The sequence below is a fragment of the Pseudomonas sp. CH235 genome, assembly GCF_004368175.1.
In the GTDB taxonomy this organism is placed as follows: Bacteria; Pseudomonadota; Gammaproteobacteria; order Pseudomonadales; family Pseudomonadaceae; genus Aquipseudomonas; species Aquipseudomonas paraglycinae.
The window spans coordinates 1-19406 of sequence record NZ_RRZJ01000003.1; the positions used below are offsets into that span (position 1 = coordinate 1).

At 61.3% G+C, this 19406-nt stretch carries 16 protein-coding genes; 7 read left to right on the plus strand and 9 right to left on the minus strand.

Translation table 11 applies throughout. From position 1 onward, the window contains the following. Positions 1-1691: DUF6531 domain-containing protein (locus tag EIY71_RS04010; protein WP_256661081.1), on the minus strand; the 1691-nt coding region annotated here is incomplete at its 3' end. Between the two features lie 249 nt (positions 1692-1940). Here EIY71_RS04010 and EIY71_RS04015 point away from each other — a divergent pair. Beyond that, positions 1941-2636, plus strand: a complete 696-nt coding sequence (locus EIY71_RS04015) for an HAD-IA family hydrolase (RefSeq protein ID WP_134020565.1) — start codon at positions 1941-1943, stop codon at positions 2634-2636. A 76-nt stretch (positions 2637-2712) separates the two neighbouring features. On the opposite strand, the gene EIY71_RS04020 is transcribed toward EIY71_RS04015, so the two are convergent. Beyond that, entirely contained in the window at positions 2713-3459 is a 747-nt protein-coding gene (locus EIY71_RS04020; RefSeq protein ID WP_134020568.1) for a 3-oxoacyl-ACP reductase family protein, read from the minus strand. A gap of 125 nt (positions 3460-3584) precedes the next feature. Here EIY71_RS04020 and EIY71_RS04025 point away from each other — a divergent pair, with 125 nt between their 5' ends. Continuing rightward, on the plus strand, positions 3585-4526 hold the full coding sequence (locus tag EIY71_RS04025) for a LysR family transcriptional regulator (RefSeq protein WP_129974340.1): 942 nt from the start codon (positions 3585-3587) through the stop codon (positions 4524-4526). Here the strand turns inward: EIY71_RS04025 and EIY71_RS04030 are convergent. From EIY71_RS04030 to EIY71_RS04040, 3 genes are all read right to left on the minus strand, one after another. Continuing rightward, positions 4495-5223 (minus strand): aspartate/glutamate racemase family protein, encoded by a 729-nt coding sequence (locus tag EIY71_RS04030; protein WP_064378736.1) that lies wholly within the window; start codon positions 5221-5223, stop codon positions 4495-4497. The two genes, EIY71_RS04025 and EIY71_RS04030, sit on opposite strands and share 32 nt — an antisense overlap. 54 nt (positions 5224-5277) lie before the next feature. Next, positions 5278-6822 (minus strand): NCS1 family nucleobase:cation symporter-1, encoded by a 1545-nt coding sequence (locus tag EIY71_RS04035; RefSeq protein ID WP_129974339.1) that lies wholly within the window; start codon positions 6820-6822, stop codon positions 5278-5280. Between the two features lie 511 nt (positions 6823-7333). Further along, a complete protein-coding gene (locus EIY71_RS04040) occupies positions 7334-8068 on the minus strand; it encodes a phosphoadenylyl-sulfate reductase (RefSeq protein ID WP_134020571.1) in 735 nt (244 codons plus the stop codon). Between the two features lie 163 nt (positions 8069-8231). Between EIY71_RS04040 and thrH the strand changes: the two genes are divergently transcribed. Beyond that, a complete protein-coding gene (thrH, locus tag EIY71_RS04045; protein WP_129974338.1) occupies positions 8232-8849 on the plus strand; it encodes a bifunctional phosphoserine phosphatase/homoserine phosphotransferase ThrH in 618 nt (205 codons plus the stop codon). Positions 8850-8997: 148 nt separating this feature from the next. Here the strand turns inward: thrH and pabB are convergent, their stop codons facing one another. The 4 genes from pabB to EIY71_RS04065 all read right to left on the minus strand — a co-directional run bounded on the left by pabB (position 8998) and on the right by EIY71_RS04065 (position 13660). Continuing rightward, positions 8998-10341 (minus strand): aminodeoxychorismate synthase component I, encoded by a 1344-nt coding sequence (gene pabB / locus EIY71_RS04050; RefSeq protein WP_102718910.1) that lies wholly within the window; start codon positions 10339-10341, stop codon positions 8998-9000. Positions 10342-10596: 255 nt separating this feature from the next. Further along, positions 10597-11583, minus strand: coding sequence for an alpha-L-glutamate ligase-like protein (locus tag EIY71_RS04055; RefSeq protein WP_085747914.1), 987 nt, complete (start codon positions 11581-11583; stop codon positions 10597-10599). Continuing rightward, positions 11583-13118 (minus strand): inactive transglutaminase family protein, encoded by a 1536-nt coding sequence (locus EIY71_RS04060; RefSeq protein ID WP_007951967.1) that lies wholly within the window; start codon positions 13116-13118, stop codon positions 11583-11585. The genes EIY71_RS04055 and EIY71_RS04060 overlap by 1 nt, the downstream gene beginning before the upstream one ends. 5 nt (positions 13119-13123) lie before the next feature. Next, the gene (locus tag EIY71_RS04065; protein ID WP_011333239.1) at positions 13124-13660 is read right to left on the minus strand and encodes an ATP-dependent zinc protease; all 537 of its coding nucleotides are present in this window, start codon (positions 13658-13660) and stop codon (positions 13124-13126) included. A gap of 300 nt (positions 13661-13960) precedes the next feature. On the opposite strand from EIY71_RS04065, the gene EIY71_RS04070 reads away from it, so the two are divergent. From EIY71_RS04070 to acnD, 4 genes are all read left to right on the plus strand, one after another. After that, on the plus strand, positions 13961-14683 hold the full coding sequence (locus EIY71_RS04070) for a GntR family transcriptional regulator (protein ID WP_173892848.1): 723 nt from the start codon (positions 13961-13963) through the stop codon (positions 14681-14683). After that, positions 14680-15570, plus strand: coding sequence for a methylisocitrate lyase (prpB, locus tag EIY71_RS04075; protein ID WP_007951973.1), 891 nt, complete (start codon positions 14680-14682; stop codon positions 15568-15570). Before EIY71_RS04070 ends, prpB begins: the two co-directional genes overlap by 4 nt. Positions 15571-15613: 43 nt before the next feature. Beyond that, positions 15614-16741: a 2-methylcitrate synthase gene (gene prpC / locus EIY71_RS04080; protein ID WP_129974106.1), complete on the plus strand. Its 1128-nt coding sequence runs from the start codon at positions 15614-15616 to the stop codon at positions 16739-16741. 61 nt (positions 16742-16802) lie between these two features. Next, positions 16803-19397, plus strand: coding sequence for a Fe/S-dependent 2-methylisocitrate dehydratase AcnD (gene acnD, locus EIY71_RS04085; RefSeq protein ID WP_134020574.1), 2595 nt, complete (start codon positions 16803-16805; stop codon positions 19395-19397). The last annotated feature ends 9 nt before the right edge of the window (positions 19398-19406 follow it).

Sequence of the window (19406 nt, forward strand, 5' to 3'; positions counted from 1 at the left end):
GCCCGAAAGTGATAAAACCGCGCCGCGTCCCCCGCCAGCGCAACAATCAACTCCTCCGGCTCATCCCCGAGAAAGATCGCCGCCCGCGACAGGCTGTTGTGTATCGCCGGCCGCTCGACACTCGGCAACGGAAACCGCGTGCGCCGGTTCTCGTGGTCCACCCAGAACACCGAAGCGCCCTCGACCTCCAGCCGATGCGCCAGCGAGTGACTCCAGCCAAACCCTAGCCCGACATCAATCTCGGCCGCGCTGCTGCGGTACAAGCGGCTGAACTCGAACGGCAACAGCCCATCGAGCACACCATCGGTGAGGGTCAACAACTCTTCGCCGGTGACCATCGACACCGGACAGCCATTGGTGCAGGTCCGCGGCGCACAATCGGCACTGTCACCGTTGGGATTTTTCGCCTGATCCGAAGCATCATCGCGAGGCTCATGCCGCTCCATTCGCGTCATGCCATGGGACTTGTCGCGGGCAATGGCCGCCGGATTGGGCACCTTCAGCACCAGCGCATCCGCCGTGCGAACCTCCAGCGGAATAGCCGGTGTCGGCCGCAACGGTGCCGGACCCGCATTGACCATCAGCGGTTTCAACGCGCTCGCATGCCGGGTCAGATCAGGCGCGGAGGTCAGCTCCGCCAGCCGCAACGCCGAAGCCGCCAGCCATTCCCGCGCACGCGGTGACTTGATCTTGCCCAGTACTTTGGTGCTCAACCGCAGCGGCACACCCATGCCACCCGACACACACATCAGAAGAAAACTGACCAGCAGCTCAGCGCGAACTTCGGCCACCACCTCGGCCAGATACTGCGGCGGCAGCATCTTCAGCCAACTGGTAAAGGCCGCCAGATAAATGAACAGCAACGGCTCATCGCCGAGCATCAGCAGGCCATTGGCGATGGCCTCGGAGGACGCCGCAAGCAAGGCATCCAGTTCAGCGCTGGACAGGTACTGCAGAAGCTTTTCGCTGTTGGCCTGCAAGTCTGCAAGCAGGGCAAACAGCTGCTTCACGTCGTCCCAGACGCCATTCAGGGCGGATTCAAAACCGTGCCAGTCAGCCTGTTGCAACTGCCCGTAACGCTCGGTGAAACCGGCGCTGGAAAACGCCGTCCACTGCGGTTGAAACCCTTTCCATTCCTCACGTAACCAGCCTTCCAGACCATCGATGAGGCCTTGATACGAGGCGTATAACGTCCGGATATGCGCAGTGGAAACATCGGGAAAGAAGGTGATGCGATAACGCTGGCCCCGGTCGCAGTCGTCGACCTTGAGAATGCCACTGGGGCCGATGGTGTAATGCAGTGGATCGCCGAAACCCAGAACACCGTCGACATCGGAAATGACCGGTTCAAGGGTCACCGGCGTATCGCCGATCGGCACAAACCGCGCGGCTTCGAACATGTGCACCAGCGTCAGGGAGCCGCTGGCGGAACACATGGCCACGGAGGAACTGATGGGTTTGCGGCTGGCAACCGGTGCACTGAGCCGGACATCGTTGCCGACCTGGAACACTTGCTCGACACCCAGCGCGGTGCCCGTCCAGAACTGCTCGGCCCAGGCGTCATAGTTGTTGAGGCAAAGGCGAAACTCCTGAAACAGCTTTTCGACGTCAGGCTGATCAGGGTTCAGCGCAGCGACCACCAGCAAACCAATGCTGTTGTTCAGTTTCAGGAGTTGGTCAGATGGAAGCATTCGCAGTCACTCGCGCGCATCAGGGGAATGGCGCGAAACTTTGCGGGGGATCAAACAGGAAAGAAGTCAGCCGAGTAGGCGATGTCTGTAGGGCGATTCTCTAAATGTGCGAGAGGGCGTTCGGCGGACAACCGACATTGCCCGTTGCTCAACCTTGGCCGGGCTCGTTATGCTGCTGAACCCTTTAATCAGATCCGAGCAGCGGCGCTATCCACGCCGCCCGGGATGTCTTTGATAACGGATCCGATGATGAATGCACCGCTGAAGGCGTTCGGCCCGATCAAGGCCGTGATTTTCGATATGGACGGTTTGCTGCTGGACACCGAGGGCATCTACACCGAGGTTACCTCGCTGATTGCCGAGCGGTACGGGCGCACCTTCGACTGGAGCATCAAGCAGAACATCATCGTGCGTGGCGCCGGCGATCTGGCGCGTTATGTGGTCGAGGCGCTGGACCTGCCGATCACCGCCGAAGAGTTTCTGGTGATCCGCGAGCCGCTGATGCGCGAGCGTTTTCCCACCGCGCAAGCGATGCCGGGCGCAGAGGAACTGATCCGCCACCTCAAGGCGCACAACATTCCGATTGCCGTCGGCACCAGTTCGTCGCGCCAGTCGTTCGGTCAGAAAACCACGTTGCACCGCGACTGGTTCGCGTTGTTCGACTTCATCGTCACCGCTGACGACCCGGAAGTCGGCGCGGCCAAACCGGCGCCGGACATCTTCCTCACCGCCGCGCGCCGCCTGGGTGTAGCGCCGGAAGATTGCCTGGTGTTCGAAGATTCGCCATTCGGCGTGACGGCAGCGAAAGCAGCCGGCATGACCGCCATCGCCATTCCCGATGCCGCCATGGCCGATGAAAAATACGCACACGCCGACGGGATTCTTCGTACGTTGAAGGCGTTCACGCCGAGTGCGTGCGGATTGCCAGCGCTCGACTGGGCCTGATCAAACCGCAGACAAAAAAACGCCGCCCCTTTGTCAAAGGAGGGGCGTCGTTTTTCGTTATCGACTATCTGATCAATCAGGCGCCGAAACCACCGTCGATGGTCAGGCTGGCACCGGTGATATAGCCGGCCTCCGGGCTTGCCAGGTAGGCCACGAAGCTGGCGATTTCCTCGGCTTTACCGTAACGACCCACCGCCATCAGCGGGATCAGACTGTCGGCAAACTCGCCGTGAGCCGGGTTCATGTCGGTGTCGACCGGGCCAGGCTGCACGTTGTTGATGGTGATGCCGCGTGGGCCGAGGTCGCGGGCCAGGCCTTTGGTCAGGCCCACCAGTGCGGATTTACTCATCGCATACACGCCGCCACCGGCGAAGGGCATGCGGTCGGCGTTGGTGCTGCCGATGTTGATGATGCGCGAGCCTTCGCCCATGTGTTTGGCGGCTTCCTGGCTGGCGATGAACACGCTGCGCACGTTGATTGCCAGGGTCTGGTCGAAGTCTTCCAGTTTGAAGTCTTCCAGCGGGGCGACGGCCAGTACACCGGCGTTGTTGACCAGGATGTCGAGGCGGCCAAAGGTTTCGACAGTGGCGCTTACCGCGTGGCGAATGGCACCGGCGTCGGCGCTGTCGGCCTTGATCGCCAGGGCTTTGCCGCCGGTAGCGGTGATGCTGTTTTGCAGTTCTTCAGCCTTGGCGGCGGAGCTGACGTAGGTAAAGGCAACCGCGGCGCCTTCAGCGGCCAGGCGTTTGACGATGGCGGCACCGATGCCGCGAGAGCCGCCTTGAATCAGAGCGACTTTACCGCTGAGGTTTTGAGTGGTCATGTTCGATCTCCAGAAGTTTCAAGGCAGGCTGCCTTGGTGTGGTGTCGAGTATCTGCCCCTCGCCAATAGGCGGGTAGACCGTGGTTGCTATAGTCTGTGTAAACCAAAAGTTTATAGTGGCGGTCATGGAAACCTTCAGCAGTATCGAATGCTTCGTGCGCAGCGCCGAAGTCGGCAGCTTTGCCGAGGCCGCGCGACGCCTTAGCCTGACACCGGCCGCCGTGGGTAAGAGTGTGGCGAAACTGGAAGCGCGCCTCGGCGTGAGGCTGTTCCAGCGTAGCACCCGAAGATTGACCCTGACGGAAGCGGGGCAACTGTTTCTGAGTGAGGTCAGCGGCAGTCTCACCACCATCCAGAATGCAGTGAACAATCTGGCCAGCGCTGGTGGTCAACCGGCCGGTACGCTGAAAGTCAGCATGGGCACGGTGTTCGGCCGCTTGTACATCGTGCCGTTGCTGGGGGAGTTTCTGAAAAGATTTCCGGCGATCAACCCGGACTGGCATTTCGATAACCGCCAGGTCGATCTGATCGGCCAGCGTTTCGATGCGGCGATTGGCGGTGGCTTCGAACTGCCCCAAGGCGTGGTGGCGCGCAGGCTCACACCGGCGCATCGGGTGTTGGTGGCTTCCAAGGATTATCTGGATCGATACGCGCCGATCAGCGAGCCGGACGACCTCAAGCTGCACGACGGCATCCTGATCCGCTCACCGCAGACCGGTCGCGTGCGCTCGTGGCAGTTGACGCATCGCACCCGGCAACACAGCCCGCTAACCCTCAAGGCACGAATGACCATGAGCGATTCAGAAGCCGCCTGCGCCACGGCGGCGCAGGGGTTGGGGATTGCGTTGGTGAGCATGCCGTTTGCGGTCGGCTATCTTGAGGCGGGGACGTTGCAGCGAGTCTTGCCCGACTGGTACGTCGACGACGGCAACATCTCCATCTATTACGCCGAACACAGATTGCTGCCGGGCAAGACCCGGGCGTTCGTCGATTTTGTCATCGAGCAGTTTTCAACCCTGGGCCTCGCCGAGCGATTCAACGCGCAAAACGTGCTGGCCAGCCGATGATGGTTTTCGGTCGAGGCGTCGCATAGGTTCGCACCTTGGACGTCGACAGGCCCAGTCGCACCAGCGATTCGGCGATGGTCACGGCCGCAGTGACACCGTCCACCACCGGCACGCCAGTGCGCTGACGGATCTTCTCGTCGAGCCCGGCCATGCCGCCGCAACCGAGGCAGATCACTTCGGCTTTATCCTGAGTCACCGCCAGTTCCGCCTGATGCACGATGGCTTCCAGCGCCCGCTGCGGTTCGTGCTCCAGCTCCAGAACCGCCAGACCACTGGCGCGCACCGAGGCGCAGCGATCCCACAAACCGGACAGTTTCAGCCGATCCTCGATCAACGGCACGGTGCGATCCAGCGTGGTGACCACCGAATAGGCGTGGCCGAGAAACATCGCGGTGCTGGCCGCCGCATCGGTGATGTCCACCACCGGCACGTTGAGTAATTCCTGCAAGCCTTCGCGACCGTGTTCGCCGTAGCCGGCCTGGATCACCGCATCGAACGGCTGGTCGTAGGACATCACCCGGTCCATCACAGCGATGGCGGCCAGGTAACTTTCGAAATTGCCTTCGACTGAATCGGCGCCGAAGTACGGCGTCAGGCCGACAATCTCGGTGCCGGGGGAAGCGACAGCCTGCGCCGAACGGGCGATGGCCTGGGTGATGGATTCGGTGGTGTTGACGTTGACCACGAGAATTCGCATGGGAAGTCCTTATTACGGTTGGTTCTGCGGCCCCGCGAAGGGCCGCCAAAAGATTCAGTGGCTGACGTTGTCGACGGCGATGGCTTCACCGTCGACGTCGGCGTAGTGCGGCTGGCGTTTGGCGATGATCAGGTAAAGCATCCCGGCAATGCCGGCGCCGATTAGCCAGGAGAAGGGCGAAACGAGGTGGAAGCCCGGCACCAGAGCCAGGACGATGGCGATCAGCGCGGCTGGAATGAACGCCGCCACAGCCCGCAGGTTGATCCCGCGGCTGTAGTAATACGCGCCGTTCGGGTTTTCGCTGTACAGCTGCGGTACGTGGATCCGGCCTTTGCGGATCAGCCAGTAGTCGACCATGATCACGCCGTACAACGGGCCGAGCAGGGCGCCGAGGCCGGACAGGAAATACACAATCACCAGCGGGCTGTTGTAGAGATTCCACGGCAGGATCAGCACCGCAATCGTCGCGCTGATCAGCCCGGCGCGGCGGAAGGTCAGGTATTTCGGCGCCAGATTGCTGAGCACGAAGGCCGGGGCGACGAAGTTGGCCATGATGTTCACCGCCACGGTGACGATCAGGAACGCCAGGCATCCGAGTACCAGAAAGAACGTGTTGGGAATCGACGCAATGATCTCGGTCGGGCTTTCGATGATCCGGCCGTTGATCTGAAATTGCGCGCCGCACAGCAGGACGGTGATCCCGGCGAACACCAGAATATTGACCGGCAGGCCCCAGAAATTTCCGATCTTGATCGTCTTGCGGCACGGCGAAGAGCGGGCGAAGTCGCAGAAGTTGAGGATCAGCGTCCCGTAGATCGCCAGCCACAAAGCGCCGCCGGCAAAGATGTTGCGCCACATCTCGCCGCCGGTCAGTGGTTCGCGGATCGACCAGGCGATGGTCGCGTTGGCCTGGGTGTACATCCACGCGGCGAGGCAGGCGACGGTCAGCAGAATCACCGGCCCGGCAAAGGCTTCGTAGCGGCGGACCATTTCCATGCCGTAGGCGAGGATCGCCAACTGCACGAACCAGATCGCCACGAAACACACCCAGCCCAGGCTCGACAGGCCGAGGATCGAGTTGTGGTCGTAGTCGGCGAAACCGGGATGGATTGCCGTGAGCAACACGCGAAACACCACCGACGCCAGGTACGTCTGAATCCCGAACCAGGCGATGGCGATCACCGCCCGGATCAATGCAGGAATCTGTGCCCCGTGAATGCCGAAACTGATCCGGCTGATCACCGGAAACGGCACCCCGGTTTTCTGCCCCATGTAGCCGGACAGGTTCATGAAGAAGTACACCAGCGCCGCGCCGATCCCCAGCGACAGCAGAATCTGCCAGCCACCCAGGCCCAGGGCGTACAGACCGATGGCAAACGAGTAGTTGGCGATGTTGTGCACATCGTTGGTCCACAGGGCAAAGATGCTGTATTTGCCCCAACGCCGTCCTTCGACCTTGGTCGGCGCGAGGTCACTGTTGTGCAGACGCGGGCTCAGTTGCAGCGGTTCGGCGATGCCGTCACCGCGCACGCTGTGGTCGAGGGGTGAAGAGGCGGGCAGATTCAGCGCGATGTTGTTATTGGAGAGACTCGTACGCATTCCGGCAGGCTCCTGATGTTCGGGCCACGATGACTGTGCATGAGCGTTCGGGCTCGGCAGATCTTCGTCGCGGCGGTGAAACATCACTGGTTACGGGGCATCTGCAGCCTGTACGGGATAGGGCGCTTCAGGCTTGCGGATCGAAAGTGTGGGTTCATGTTTTGCGTTTTTGTATACAAAACATGCATGCACCAAAGCCAGATCTGTGCCAGCCGGCGATCTATGAAAATCACCGCTGATTTCGAAAAGTTATTGAAGAGCGCTAAGTCGCTGAAATACGGACGATATAAATTGACCGTTCGAACAGGTATTTATTTTTCGGGAGGGATTTTGGCGGGCGCGGGGAAGGAGTGTTTCTGTAGCGTGATGTAACTTTTCAGGGCGCAGAAACGAAAAGTGCACACATAAATGGCACCGATGGTGACATTCGTGTGTACACATTTTTCAAAGCGGGTAGAGAACACTGTGGGAGCTGATTTGCTCCCACAGTCGCATCATCGGGGCTGGGAATTTACGCCTTGCTGATGATGTTCCCGGCATGCAACCCGCATTCTTTCTGGGTCGCTTCTTCCCACCACCAGCGACCTTCGCGCTCGTGCTGGTTCGGCAGGACAGGGCGGGTGCACGGTTCGCAGCCGATGCTGATGAAACCGCGCTCATGCAGGCTGTTGTACGGCAGCTCCAGCATGCGGATGTAGCCCCAGATTTCCTCGCTGGTCATCTGCGCCAGCGGGTTGAATTTGTACAGGGTGCGTTCCGGGGTGGAGAACGCTGTATCGATTTCCATCACCGCCACGGCGCTGCGGGTGCCGGGGCTCTGGTCGCGGCGCTGGCCGGTGGCCCAGGCTGTGACGCCGGACAGTTTACGGCGCAACGGCTCGATCTTGCGGATGCCGCAGCATTCGCCATGGCCGTCCTTGTAGAAGCTGAACAGGCCTTTTTCCTTCACGAACGGTTCAAGTTTCGTGTAGTCCGGCGAGACCAGTTCGATGTCGATCTTGTAGTGCTCGCGCACCTGATCGATGAAGCGGTAGGTTTCCGGATGCAGGCGGCCGGTGTCGAGACTGAACACCTTGACGTTCTTGTTCAGCTTCCAGGCCATGTCCACCAGCACCACATCCTCGGCGCCGCTGAAAGATATCCACAGGTCATCGCCGAACTCGGCGAACGCGAGTTTGAGAATGTCCTGCGGGGATTTGTTGGCATAGGTCGTGGCGAGTTCCACGACGTCGAACGTTGGGCTCATCAGGGCGGCTTCCTACAGGTCGGTGGCGCTGGGCGCTCTATATGGCGGCGATGGTAACAAAAAGCAACGCGCGCCGGGGCAGCCTCTGCGTTGCGCGGTGCAGGTCGAGCCGCTAGAGTTCGGGCTCGCTCGACTCAATAAACATTACAAACGGGAGTGTCTTGTGGAAATCGCCTGTCTTGATCTTGAAGGGGTGCTGGTACCGGAAATCTGGATCGCCTTCGCCGAAAAAACCGGAATCGAATCGCTCAAGGCCACCACCCGGGACATTCCCGACTACGACGTGCTGATGAAGCAGCGCCTGCGCATCCTCGACGAGCATGGCCTGAAGCTTTCGGACATCCAGGAAGTGATCGCCACCCTCAAGCCGCTGGACGGCGCGGTGGAGTTCGTCAACTGGCTGCGCGAGCGGTTTCAGGTGGTGATTCTTTCGGATACGTTCTACGAGTTTTCCCAGCCGCTGATGCGTCAGCTGGGCTTTCCGACCTTGCTCTGCCACCGACTGATTACGGATGACACCGGGCGGGTGACCAGTTACCAGTTGCGTCAGAAAGATCCGAAACGTCAGTCGGTTCTGGCTTTCAAGGGCTTGTATTACCGGGTGATTGCGGCGGGGGATTCCTACAACGACACCAGCATGCTGGGCGAAGCGGATGCGGGGATTCTGTTCCATGCGCCGGATAACGTGATTCGCGAGTTTCCGCAGTTTCCGGCGGTGCATACGTTTTCCGATTTGAAGCAGGAGTTTCTCAAGGCTTCGAACCGCGACCTGTCCCTGTAATCACATTCCTTGATCGTTCCCATGCTCCGCGTGGGAATGCCGCTATGGGCGCTCCGCGTCCACTGGGACGCGGAGCGTCACGGGATGCATTCCCACGCGGACGGTTCGACGCCTCGACGTGGGAACGATCAACGTGGGGCGCTTCTAGTTAAAGGGTTTGCAGGGTTTCGAGCAAAACTCTGACCTTGGTAATCGATTCCTGATACTCCGCCTGCCAGTCCGAATCGGCGACGATCCCGCCACCGCCCCAGCAGCACACCTGTCCATCCTTCACCAGCAGACTGCGAATGGCGATGGAGCTGTCCATCTCGCCACGCACGTCCAGATACAGCAAAGAACCGCAATACAACCCACGTCGGGTCGGTTCCAGTTCGTCGATGATCTGCATCGCACGAATCTTCGGCGCGCCGGTGATCGAACCGCCAGGGAAGCTGCCGGCGATCAGGTCCAGAGCGTCGCGATCTTCCGCCAGTTCACCGGTCACGCTGCTGACCAGGTGATGCACGTTCGGATAACTTTCCAGACTGAACAACTCCGGCACCCGCACCGAGCCGATGCGGCAGGTGCGGCCCAGGTCGTTGCGCAGCAGGTCGACGATCATCAGGTTTTCCGCGCGATCCTTGGGGCTGGCCAGCAGTTCGGCGGCGTTGGCCGCGTCTTCGGCCTGGGTCGCGCCACGGGGGCGGGTGCCCTTGATCGGGCGGGTTTCCACCTGACGCTGGCTGACTTTGACGAAGCGCTCGGGCGAAAGGCTCAGTACCGCGTTGCCGTCAGGCAGGCTCTGGAATCCGGAAAACGGCGTCGGGCAGGCTTCACGCAATTTGCAGTAGGCCAGCCATGGATCGCCCTGGCACGGCGCTCTGAAGCGCTGGGCGAAATTGACCTGATAGCAGTCGCCGGCCTGGATGTAATGCTGGATACGCTCGAACGCCTGACGGTACTCGTCGGCTGAGAGATCTGCCGCCATCGGGCTGCTCAGCTTGAACGGAGTCAGTTCGGCGCCCACCGGTTGGCTGAATACATCGATCAGCCGTTGTTTCTCGCTGGCGCTGACCGAAGGGTGAAATACCAACTGGCTGGTTGCCGATTGGTGATCACTGATCAAGGCCCAGTCGTACAGCCCAAAACGCGCATCGGGCAATTGCAGGTCATCCCGGGCCTGGCTCGGCAGGTTTTCCAGATGCCGGCCGAAGTCGTAGCTCAGGTAACCGATCAGGCCGCCGGCGAAGGGCAATTCGTACCCATCGGGCAATTGCGCGTCGCCCAAGCGGGTCAGATTGTCCCGCAGACGTTGCAGGAAATCGTCGCCGCGCTCGTCCGGCAACACCGCCAGTTGTTCCAGCGGCCAGGCGCTGAGCAGGTCATAACGGCCACGGTCGGCACTCGGCCGGCCACTGTCGAGCAGCACGGCGCCGGGCGCATGGCGGAGGGCCGCGAAATAGTCGGCGGGGTTGGCGCGATAGGGCAGCGGGTGTACGGAACAGGTCAACATGGGCGGGGCAGATCGGCCATCGAGGCGGGGTGGGGATTGTAGTCCTCTCCGATGCCAGATCAAAGTCAAAAGCCTACCCCCTCACCCCAGCCCTCTCCCCCAAAGGGGGAGAGGGGGAAGGGAGCAGATCTTCATGCTTTTCAAAGCCTGAGTTCGACTCGGTCATTCAGGTCGATGTAACTCGAATGTTCAACACCGTCGGCTCCCTCTCCCTCCGGGAGAGGGCTGGGGTGAGGGTGCTTTTGCTTCTGAGCTTCAGCCCTCGACTGCCGGAATATGCCCAAACAACTCCTGAGCAAACGCCACCCGCTCTTCAACCGACTCCGTCACGCCGCGCGCCTTGAGCTCTTCCAGATGCGCTTCCACCGCATGGGTACGCAACGTCAGTCCGCAATCGTTGGCAATCTGGATATTCAGCCCCGGCCGCGCATTCAGCTCCAGAATCAGCGGGCCTTTCTCCTGGTCCAGCACCATGTCCACGCCTATGTACCCCAGGCCACACAGCTCATAGCAACCGGCGGCGAGCTTCATGAATCCGTCCCAGTAGGGCAATTGCACACCGTCCACCGCGTTGGTGGTGTCCGGGTGTTTGGTGATGATGTTGTTCAGCCAGGTGCCGCGCAGGGTCAGGCCGGTGGCCAGGTCGACACCGACGCCGATGGCGCCCTGGTGCAGGTTGGCCTTGCCCCCGGACTGACGGGTCGGCAGACGCAACATCGCCATCACCGGGTAACCCATCAGCACTATGATGCGGATGTCCGGCACGCCTTCGTAGCTGATGCTCTTGAAGATCTGGTCCGGGGTCACCCGGTATTCGATCAGCGCCCGATCACGGTGGCCGCCCAGCGAATACAGACCGGTGAGGATGCTGGAGATGTGATGCTCCAGCTCTTCGTGGGCAATGATCTTGCCCGACACCGTGCGATAGCGGCCCTCGAAACGGTCGGCGATGACGATGATGCCGTCACCGCCGGCGCCCTGGGCCGGCTTGATCACGAAGTCGTTGCGCCCGCCGATGATCTCGCCGAGCTTGTCGATTTCCTTCTCCGTGGAAATCACGCCATACAGTTCCGGCACGTGAATGCCGGCCTTGATCGCGCGTTCCTTGGTGATGATCTTGTCATCGACGATCGGGTACAGGCTGCGCTTGTTGTACTTGAGCACGTAGTCGGCGTTACGCCGATTGATGCCCATGATGCCCCGGGCTTCCAGGGCCTTCCAGGTCTTCCAGAAACCGAACATCAGGCGTCAGCCTTCTTCAGGAAAGCCTTGAAACGTACGAGTTCAGTCAGGCGATAACCGCGATAACGACCCATGGCCAGCATGAAGCCCACCAGGATCAGCAGGATCGCCGGGAAGGTGAACACGAAGTACACCAGCTCAGGAACGGTCATGATCAAGTGCGCCAGGGACGCTGCGAACAGCGTGCCGATCGCCACTTTCATGGCATGGCTGGCGCCGCGTTCTTCCCAGGTGATCGACAGACGTTCGATGGTCATGGTCAGAATCACCATCGGGAACAGCGCCACCGACAGCCCGCGCTCCAGACCGAGTTTGTGACTGAACAGGCTGATCGCCGCGATCAGCACCACCACGAACGTCAGCACCACCGACAGGCGCGGCAGCATTTGCAGCTTCAGGTGTTCCAGATACGAGCGCAGCGATAACCCGAGCGCGGTGATCACGGTAAACAGAAGGATGCCGAAGCCCAGTTGCGTCTCGCGGAAGGCCAAGGCGATCAGCACCGGTGTGAACGTGCCGAGGGTCTGCAGGCCGATCAGGTTGCGCAGGATCAGGATCACCAGCACGCCGATCGGGATCATCACCATGATCATGAACGTCTGCTGGGTTTGCAGCGGCAGGCCGTACAGCGAGTATTCGAGGAAGTTGGCGTCGGTGTTTTCGTCGGTCAGCTTGGCCAGACGAATCGCGTTCATCTCGCTGTTGTTCAGGCTGAAGGTCACGTTGGCCTTCTTGCCGCCGTCGACAGTGATCAGGTTTTCATCACCGCTCCACCACAGCAGGCGGTCGGTCGGCAGGCCTTGTTCGCCGGTTTCCGGGTTGAAGTACAGCCAGTCGGTGCCGTTGAAGCTGCGCAGCCACAGTTCCGGAGTTTGCGGCTGATCGGCGACGAGGCGGATGGTGTGGACTTTCTCCACCGGCACGTGGGCGATGGACAGCAGCAGTTCGACAATCTTGGCTTTGTGCGGCGTCGACGGATCGCCGGCCAGCAGCAGTTTCACGTTGTCGTCGTTGACGTTGTTGACGCGTTTGATCGCTTCGCCAATGAAGGTCTCGACGTCGGCCGAGTGCTGGCGGATCGGGGCGAGCAGGGCTTCGGCGGCAATCTTTTCCGGGCCTTCGATGGCCATGCTGTCGCGGAAGGTCGGGCCTTTGATCTTGGTTTTCTCGGCGGTGTAACGCTTGGTCAGCACCAGGCGGTAATAAAGGGTCTGGTTGCCCTTGGCCCGGCGTGCCGACCAGGTGACCTTGCGGTTGCCGTCGACACGGTTGACCGCCACACCGTAATTGTTGGAGATGAAGCTTTCATTGAGGCTGACGTAATCGCGGCTCAGGGGCGGCACGAACATCTGGATCTTGACCGGATCCTTGGTGCTGGCAACGAACTCGACCTTGGCGTCGATGTTCCACAAGTCGTCGGTGGCGTCTTCGGTCACTGGAATGCCGAGCACGAAAATCTGATAGGCCGTAACCGAAACGCCCAGCAACACCAGGATGGTGATCAGGACTTTCAGGTGGAAGGTTAGAGAACGCATGGAAATTACTCGGCGGTATGAGCGGCGATGGCGCAGGCGGGTTTGCCGGCAGCGTATTTAAGACTGGGATCGACCAGCGCATCGAAGCGTTTCAGCGCCTCGGAGCCGATCAAAAGCGGGTATTGGAACGCACTACGGTCGGTCAGGTTCACTTCGATGCTGCGCATTGCCGAACCCATGCAGATGTCCAGCTCGATCACCGGGCGCGCGGTGTACTTCTTGCCTTCTTCAGGGTCGTAGTCGCCGGCGCGGCGCTTGATCTTGCTGACCCGGGCCAGCGGCCGTTCGATCGGGTGCGAATGCGCGGCGTCGATGGCCAGGTAGAAACGTACCCAGGACTCGCCGTTGCGTTTGAAACGTTTGATGTCGCGGGCGCTCAGGGAGGCGGTTTTCGCCCCGGTGTCGAGTTTCGCCGCCACTTCCAGGTTGATCCCGTCGAGGGCAGCGTATTCGTTGAGGCCGTACACGGTCTTTTCCCCCGCCGCGGCGAGGCCGGGCAGGCAAAACAGTGCAAAGAATGTGGGGAAGGGCTTGAGTCTCATAAATCCTGGCGAGCAGCGTTCCGTTCTCGGTTCAGGGCCATGGCATCAGGAAATCCTGTCTGCCCATGCGCCTTCGTGTGCCTATCAGCTTTTTATGACAAGCCGTGCAAATGACTCGCAAATGCGGGCGGCATTCTAGCACGGTGGTTTTATGGCGCCAGCGGCGGGACCGGTCTATAACCCTTGGGGCTGATATGAAGGCTTATTAGACGATTGTCGACAATCTGTATTTATCCTTTGACTGATGCGGGCTGGTTCGCTAGTTTTTGCCGCATTGGATTTGAAGGTGTCGACAATATGCTGGATCAACTCGATCCCCCGGTGATCAACGGCGACGATTCCGAGACGCTCTCGGAAAACGTCTTCCGACGCATCCAGGCGGCCATCGTCAAAGGCGAGATCGCCCCGGGCAGCAAGATCTCCGAGCCGGAACTGGCGCGCACCTACGGCATCAGCCGCGGGCCGCTGCGCGAGGCGATCCACCGGCTGGAAGGCCAGCGCCTGCTGGTGCGCGTACCGCACGTCGGTGCGCGGGTGGTGTCGCTGAGCCACGCCGAATTGCTCGAACTCTACGAAATCCGTGAATCCCTCGAAGGCATGGCCTGCCGTCTGGCGGCCGAACGCATGAGCGTCGAAGAAATCGACGAACTGCGCCGGGTGCTGGAAACCCATGAACGCGATGCAGCCTTCCAGGCCGGTGTCGGCTACTACCAGCAGGAAGGCGATTTCGACTTTCACTACCGGATCATCCAGGGCAGCGGCAACCGCACCCTCACGCAAATGCTCTGCGGCGAGCTCTATCAACTGGTGCGCATGTACCGCATCCAGTTTTCCACCACGCCCAACCGCCCGCGCCAGGCCTTTGCCGAACACCACCGGATTCTCGATGCCATCGCCGACCGTGACGGCGAGCTCGCGGAATTGTTGATGCGCCGTCACATCGGCGCCTCGAAACGCAACATCGCCCGTCACTACCAGGACGGCGCCGACAATAAGACAGCCACTGAACGAGGTGAGTCATGAGTTCCAACAAGAGCACTCCAGGCCAGCGTTTCCGCGATGCGGTCGCCAGCGAACATCCGCTGCAAGTGGTCGGGGCGATCAACGCCAACCACGCGCTGCTGGCCAAGCGCGCCGGTTTCAAGGCGATCTACCTGTCGGGTGGCGGGGTGGCTGCCGGCTCCCTCGGCGTGCCGGACCTGGGCATCACCGGCCTGGATGACGTGCTGACCGACGTGCGCCGCATCACCGACGTCTGCGACCTGCCGCTGCTGGTGGACGTGGACACCGGTTTCGGCGCTTCGGCGTTCAACGTGGCCCGCACCGTCAAGTCGATGATCAAGTTCGGCGCGGCGGCGATTCACATCGAAGACCAGGTCGGCGCCAAACGCTGCGGTCACCGCCCTAATAAAGAAATCGTGACCCAGCAGGAAATGGTCGACCGCATCAAGGCTGCCGTCGATGCCCGCACCGACGACAGTTTCGTGATCATGGCCCGCACCGACGCCCTGGCCGTTGAAGGTCTGGAATCGGCACTGGATCGCGCCGCTGCGTGCATCGAGGCCGGCGCCGACATGATCTTCCCGGAAGCCATCACTGAACTCGAGATGTACAAGTTGTTCGCCAGCCGTGTGAAAGCGCCGATCCTGGCCAACATCACCGAATTCGGCTCGACGCCGCTGTACACCACCGAGCAACTGGCCGGCGCCGATGTGTCGCTGGTGCTGTACCCGCTGTCGGCGTTCCGCGCGATGAACAAGGCTGCGGAAAACGTCTACACCGCGATCCGCCGCGACGGCACTCAGCAGAATGTCATCGACACCATGCAGACTCGCATGGAGCTCTACGATCGCATCGATTACCACACCTTCGAGCAGAAGCTCGACGCGTTGTTTGCGGCGAAGAAGTAAGCCGCAACCGTACTCCCTAATAAATTCAAGATTGGAGACAACAATGGCCGAAGCAAAAGTACTCAGTGGCGCCGGGCTCCGGGGCCAGGTTGCCGGGCAAACCGCACTGTCCACCGTGGGCCAGGCCGGTGCCGGGCTGACCTATCGCGGCTACGACGTGCGCGAACTGGCGGCAGACGCACAATTTGAAGAAGTGGCGTACTTGCTGCTCTACGGAGAACTGCCGACCAAGGCACAGCTCGCCGACTACCAGAACAAACTCGGCAAGCTGCGCGACCTGCCGCAAGCGCTGAAAGAAGTGCTGGAACGCATCCCCGCCGACGCCCACCCGATGGACGTGATGCGCACCGGTTGCTCGTTCCTGGGCAACATCGAGCCGGAGAAAGATTTCTCCGAGCAACGCGACAAGACCGACCGCCTGCTGGCCGCGTTTCCGGCGATCATGTGTTACTGGTATCGCTTCAGCCACGACGGCAAACGCATCAACTGCGTGACTGACGAGCAGTCCATCGGTGGCCACTTCCTGCACCTGCTGCATGACAAGAAGCCGAGCGAACTGCACGTCAAAGTGATGAACGTGTCGCTGATCCTCTATGCCGAGCACGAATTCAACGCCTCGACCTTCACCGCTCGCGTGTGCGCTTCGACCCTGTCCGATCTGTATTCCTGCGTCACGGCGGCCATCGGTTCGCTGCGCGGCCCGCTGCACGGTGGCGCCAACGAAGCGGCGATGGAAATGATCGAGCGCTTCTCGTCGCCGGAAGAGGCGATCAAAGGCACCCTCGGCATGCTGGAACGCAAGGACAAGATCATGGGCTTCGGTCACGCGATCTATAAGGACAGCGATCCGCGCAACGAGGTGATCAAGGGCTGGTCGAAAAAACTCGCCGACGAAGTGGGCGACAAGGTGCTGTTCGCGGTTTCGGAAGCCATCGACAAGACCATGTGGGAGCAGAAGAAACTGTTCCCCAACGCCGACTTCTACCATGCCTCGGCGTACCACTTCATGGGCATCCCCACCAAGCTGTTCACCCCGATCTTCGTCTGCTCGCGCCTGACCGGCTGGGCGGCGCACGTGTTCGAACAGCGCGCCAACAACCGCATCATCCGTCCAAGCGCCGAGTACACCGGCGTCGAACAGCGCAAGTTCGTGCCCATCGAACAGCGCTGACCGGGGAGGGCGCCGGCACAGGCGCCCCCTCTTTGAAACTACCGTGACCGAGTCCTGACCGATGAACACAGAATTTCGCAAGAACCTGCCCGGCACGCCGCTGGACTTTTTCGACGTCCGCGCGGCTGTCGATGGGATCCAGCCCGGCAGCTACGACACCCTGCCGTACACCTCTCGCGTGCTGGCGGAAAACCTCGTGCGTCGCTGCGACCCGGCCACGCTCACCGATTCCCTGAAACAACTGATCGAGCGCAAACGCGACCTCGACTTCCCGTGGTTCCCGGCTCGCGTGGTGTGCCACGACATTCTCGGCCAGACCGCGCTGGTGGATCTGGCCGGCCTGCGCGACGCGATTGCCCAGCAGGGCGGCGACCCGGCGCAGGTCAACCCGGTGGTGCCGACCCAACTGATCGTCGACCACTCGCTGGCGGTTGAAGCGGGCGGTTTTGACGCCCAGGCGTTCGAGAAGAACCGCGCCATCGAAGACCGTCGCAACGAAGACCGCTTCCACTTCATCAACTGGACCAAGAAGGCGTTCAAGAACGTCGACGTGATCCCGCCGGGCAACGGCATCATGCACCAGATCAACCTGGAGAAAATGTCTCCGGTGATTCAGGTGCGCGACGGCGTGGCATTTCCGGATACCTGCGTCGGCACCGACAGCCACACCCCGCACGTCGATGCGCTGGGCGTGATCGCCATCGGTGTCGGTGGTCTGGAAGCCGAAAGCGTGATGCTCGGCCGCGCGTCGTGGATGCGCCTGCCGGAAAGCGTCGGCGTCGAACTGACCGGCAAGCTGCAACCGGGCATCACCGCCACCGACATGGTGCTGGCGCTGACCGAATACCTGCGCAAACAGAAAGTGGTCGGCGCATGGCTGGAGTTCTTCGGCGAAGGTGCTTCGGCACTGACCCTCGGCGACCGCGCGACCATCTCCAACATGGCCCCGGAATACGGCGCCACGGCGGCGATGTTCTACATCGACCAGCAGACTATCGATTACCTGAAACTCACCGGTCGCGAAGACCAGCAAGTTCAGCTGGTCGAGCAATACGCCAAGCAGATCGGTCTCTGGGCCGACAGCCTGAAAGGCGCGCAATACGAGCGCGGCCTGACCTTCGATCTGTCTTCGGTGGTGCGCAACATGGCCGGCCCGAGCAACCCGCACGCCCGTGTGGCGGTGTCGGATCTGGCGGCCAAAGGCATCGCCGGCCAGTGGGAAGACGTGCCGGGGCAAATGCCTGACGGCGCGGTGATCATCGCCGCCATCACCAGCTGCACAAACACCAGCAACCCGCGCAACGTGATCGCCGCCGGCCTGCTGGCGCGCAACGCCAACAAGCTCGGGCTGACCCGCAAACCGTGGGTCAAGTCGTCGCTGGCGCCTGGCTCGAAAACCGTGGCGCTGTACCTCGATGAAGCGGGGCTGACCACGGAGCTGGAGCAACTCGGTTTCGGCGTCGTCGCGTTTGCCTGCACCACCTGCAACGGCATGTCCGGCGCGCTGGATCCGGTGATCCAGCAAGAGATCATCGACCGCGATCTGTATGCGACCGCTGTGCTGTCTGGCAACCGCAACTTCGACGGGCGGATTCACCCGTACGCCAAGCAGGCGTTCCTCGCTTCGCCGCCGCTGGTGGTGGCCTACGCGATTGCCGGCACCATTCGTTTCGACATAGAAAAAGATGTGCTCGGCGTGGTCGACGGCAAGGAAATCCGCCTGAAAGACATCTGGCCGAGCGACGAAGAAATCGACGCGGTGGTGAAATCCTCGGTCAAGCCTGAGCAGTTCCGTCAGGTCTACATCCCGATGTTCGCCATCCATGAAGACACCGGCCCGAAAGTCACGCCGCTGTACGACTGGCGCGAAATGAGCACCTACATCCGCCGTCCGCCGTACTGGGAAGGCGCGCTGGCCGGGGCGCGACCGCTCAAGGGCATGCGCCCGCTGGCGGTGCTGCCGGACAACATCACCACTGATCACCTGTCGCCGTCGAACGCGATCATGCTCGACAGCGCCGCCGGCGAATACCTGGCGAAAATGGGCCTGCCGGAAGAGGACTTCAACTCTTACGCGACCCACCGTGGCGACCACTTGACCGCGCAGCGCGCAACGTTTGCCAACCCGAAACTGTTCAACGAAATGGTCGTGGAAAACGGCAAGGTCAAGCAGGGTTCGCTGGCCCGTGTCGAGCCGGAAGGCCAAGTGATGCGCATGTGGGAAGCCATCGAAACCTACATGGAACGCAAGCAGCCGCTGATCATCATCGCCGGCGCCGACTACGGCCAGGGTTCGTCCCGCGACTGGGCGGCCAAAGGCGTGCGTCTGGCGGGTGTGGAAGCGATCGCCGCCGAAGGTTTCGAGCGCATTCACCGCACCAACCTGGTGGGCATGGGCGTGTTGCCGCTGGAGTTCAAACCGGGCAATGACCGCAAGACGCTGGGCATCGACGGCAGCGAAACCTACGACGTGATCGGTGAGCGCACGCCGCGCGCCGACCTGACGCTGGTGATCCATCGCAAGAACGGCGAACGCGTCGACGTGCCGGTGACCTGCCGCCTCGACACCGCCGAAGAAGTGTCGATCTACGAGGCCGGCGGCGTGTTGCAGCGCTTCGCTCAGGACTTCCTCGAAGAGTCGGCGGTTGCCGTTTAAATCAACTGA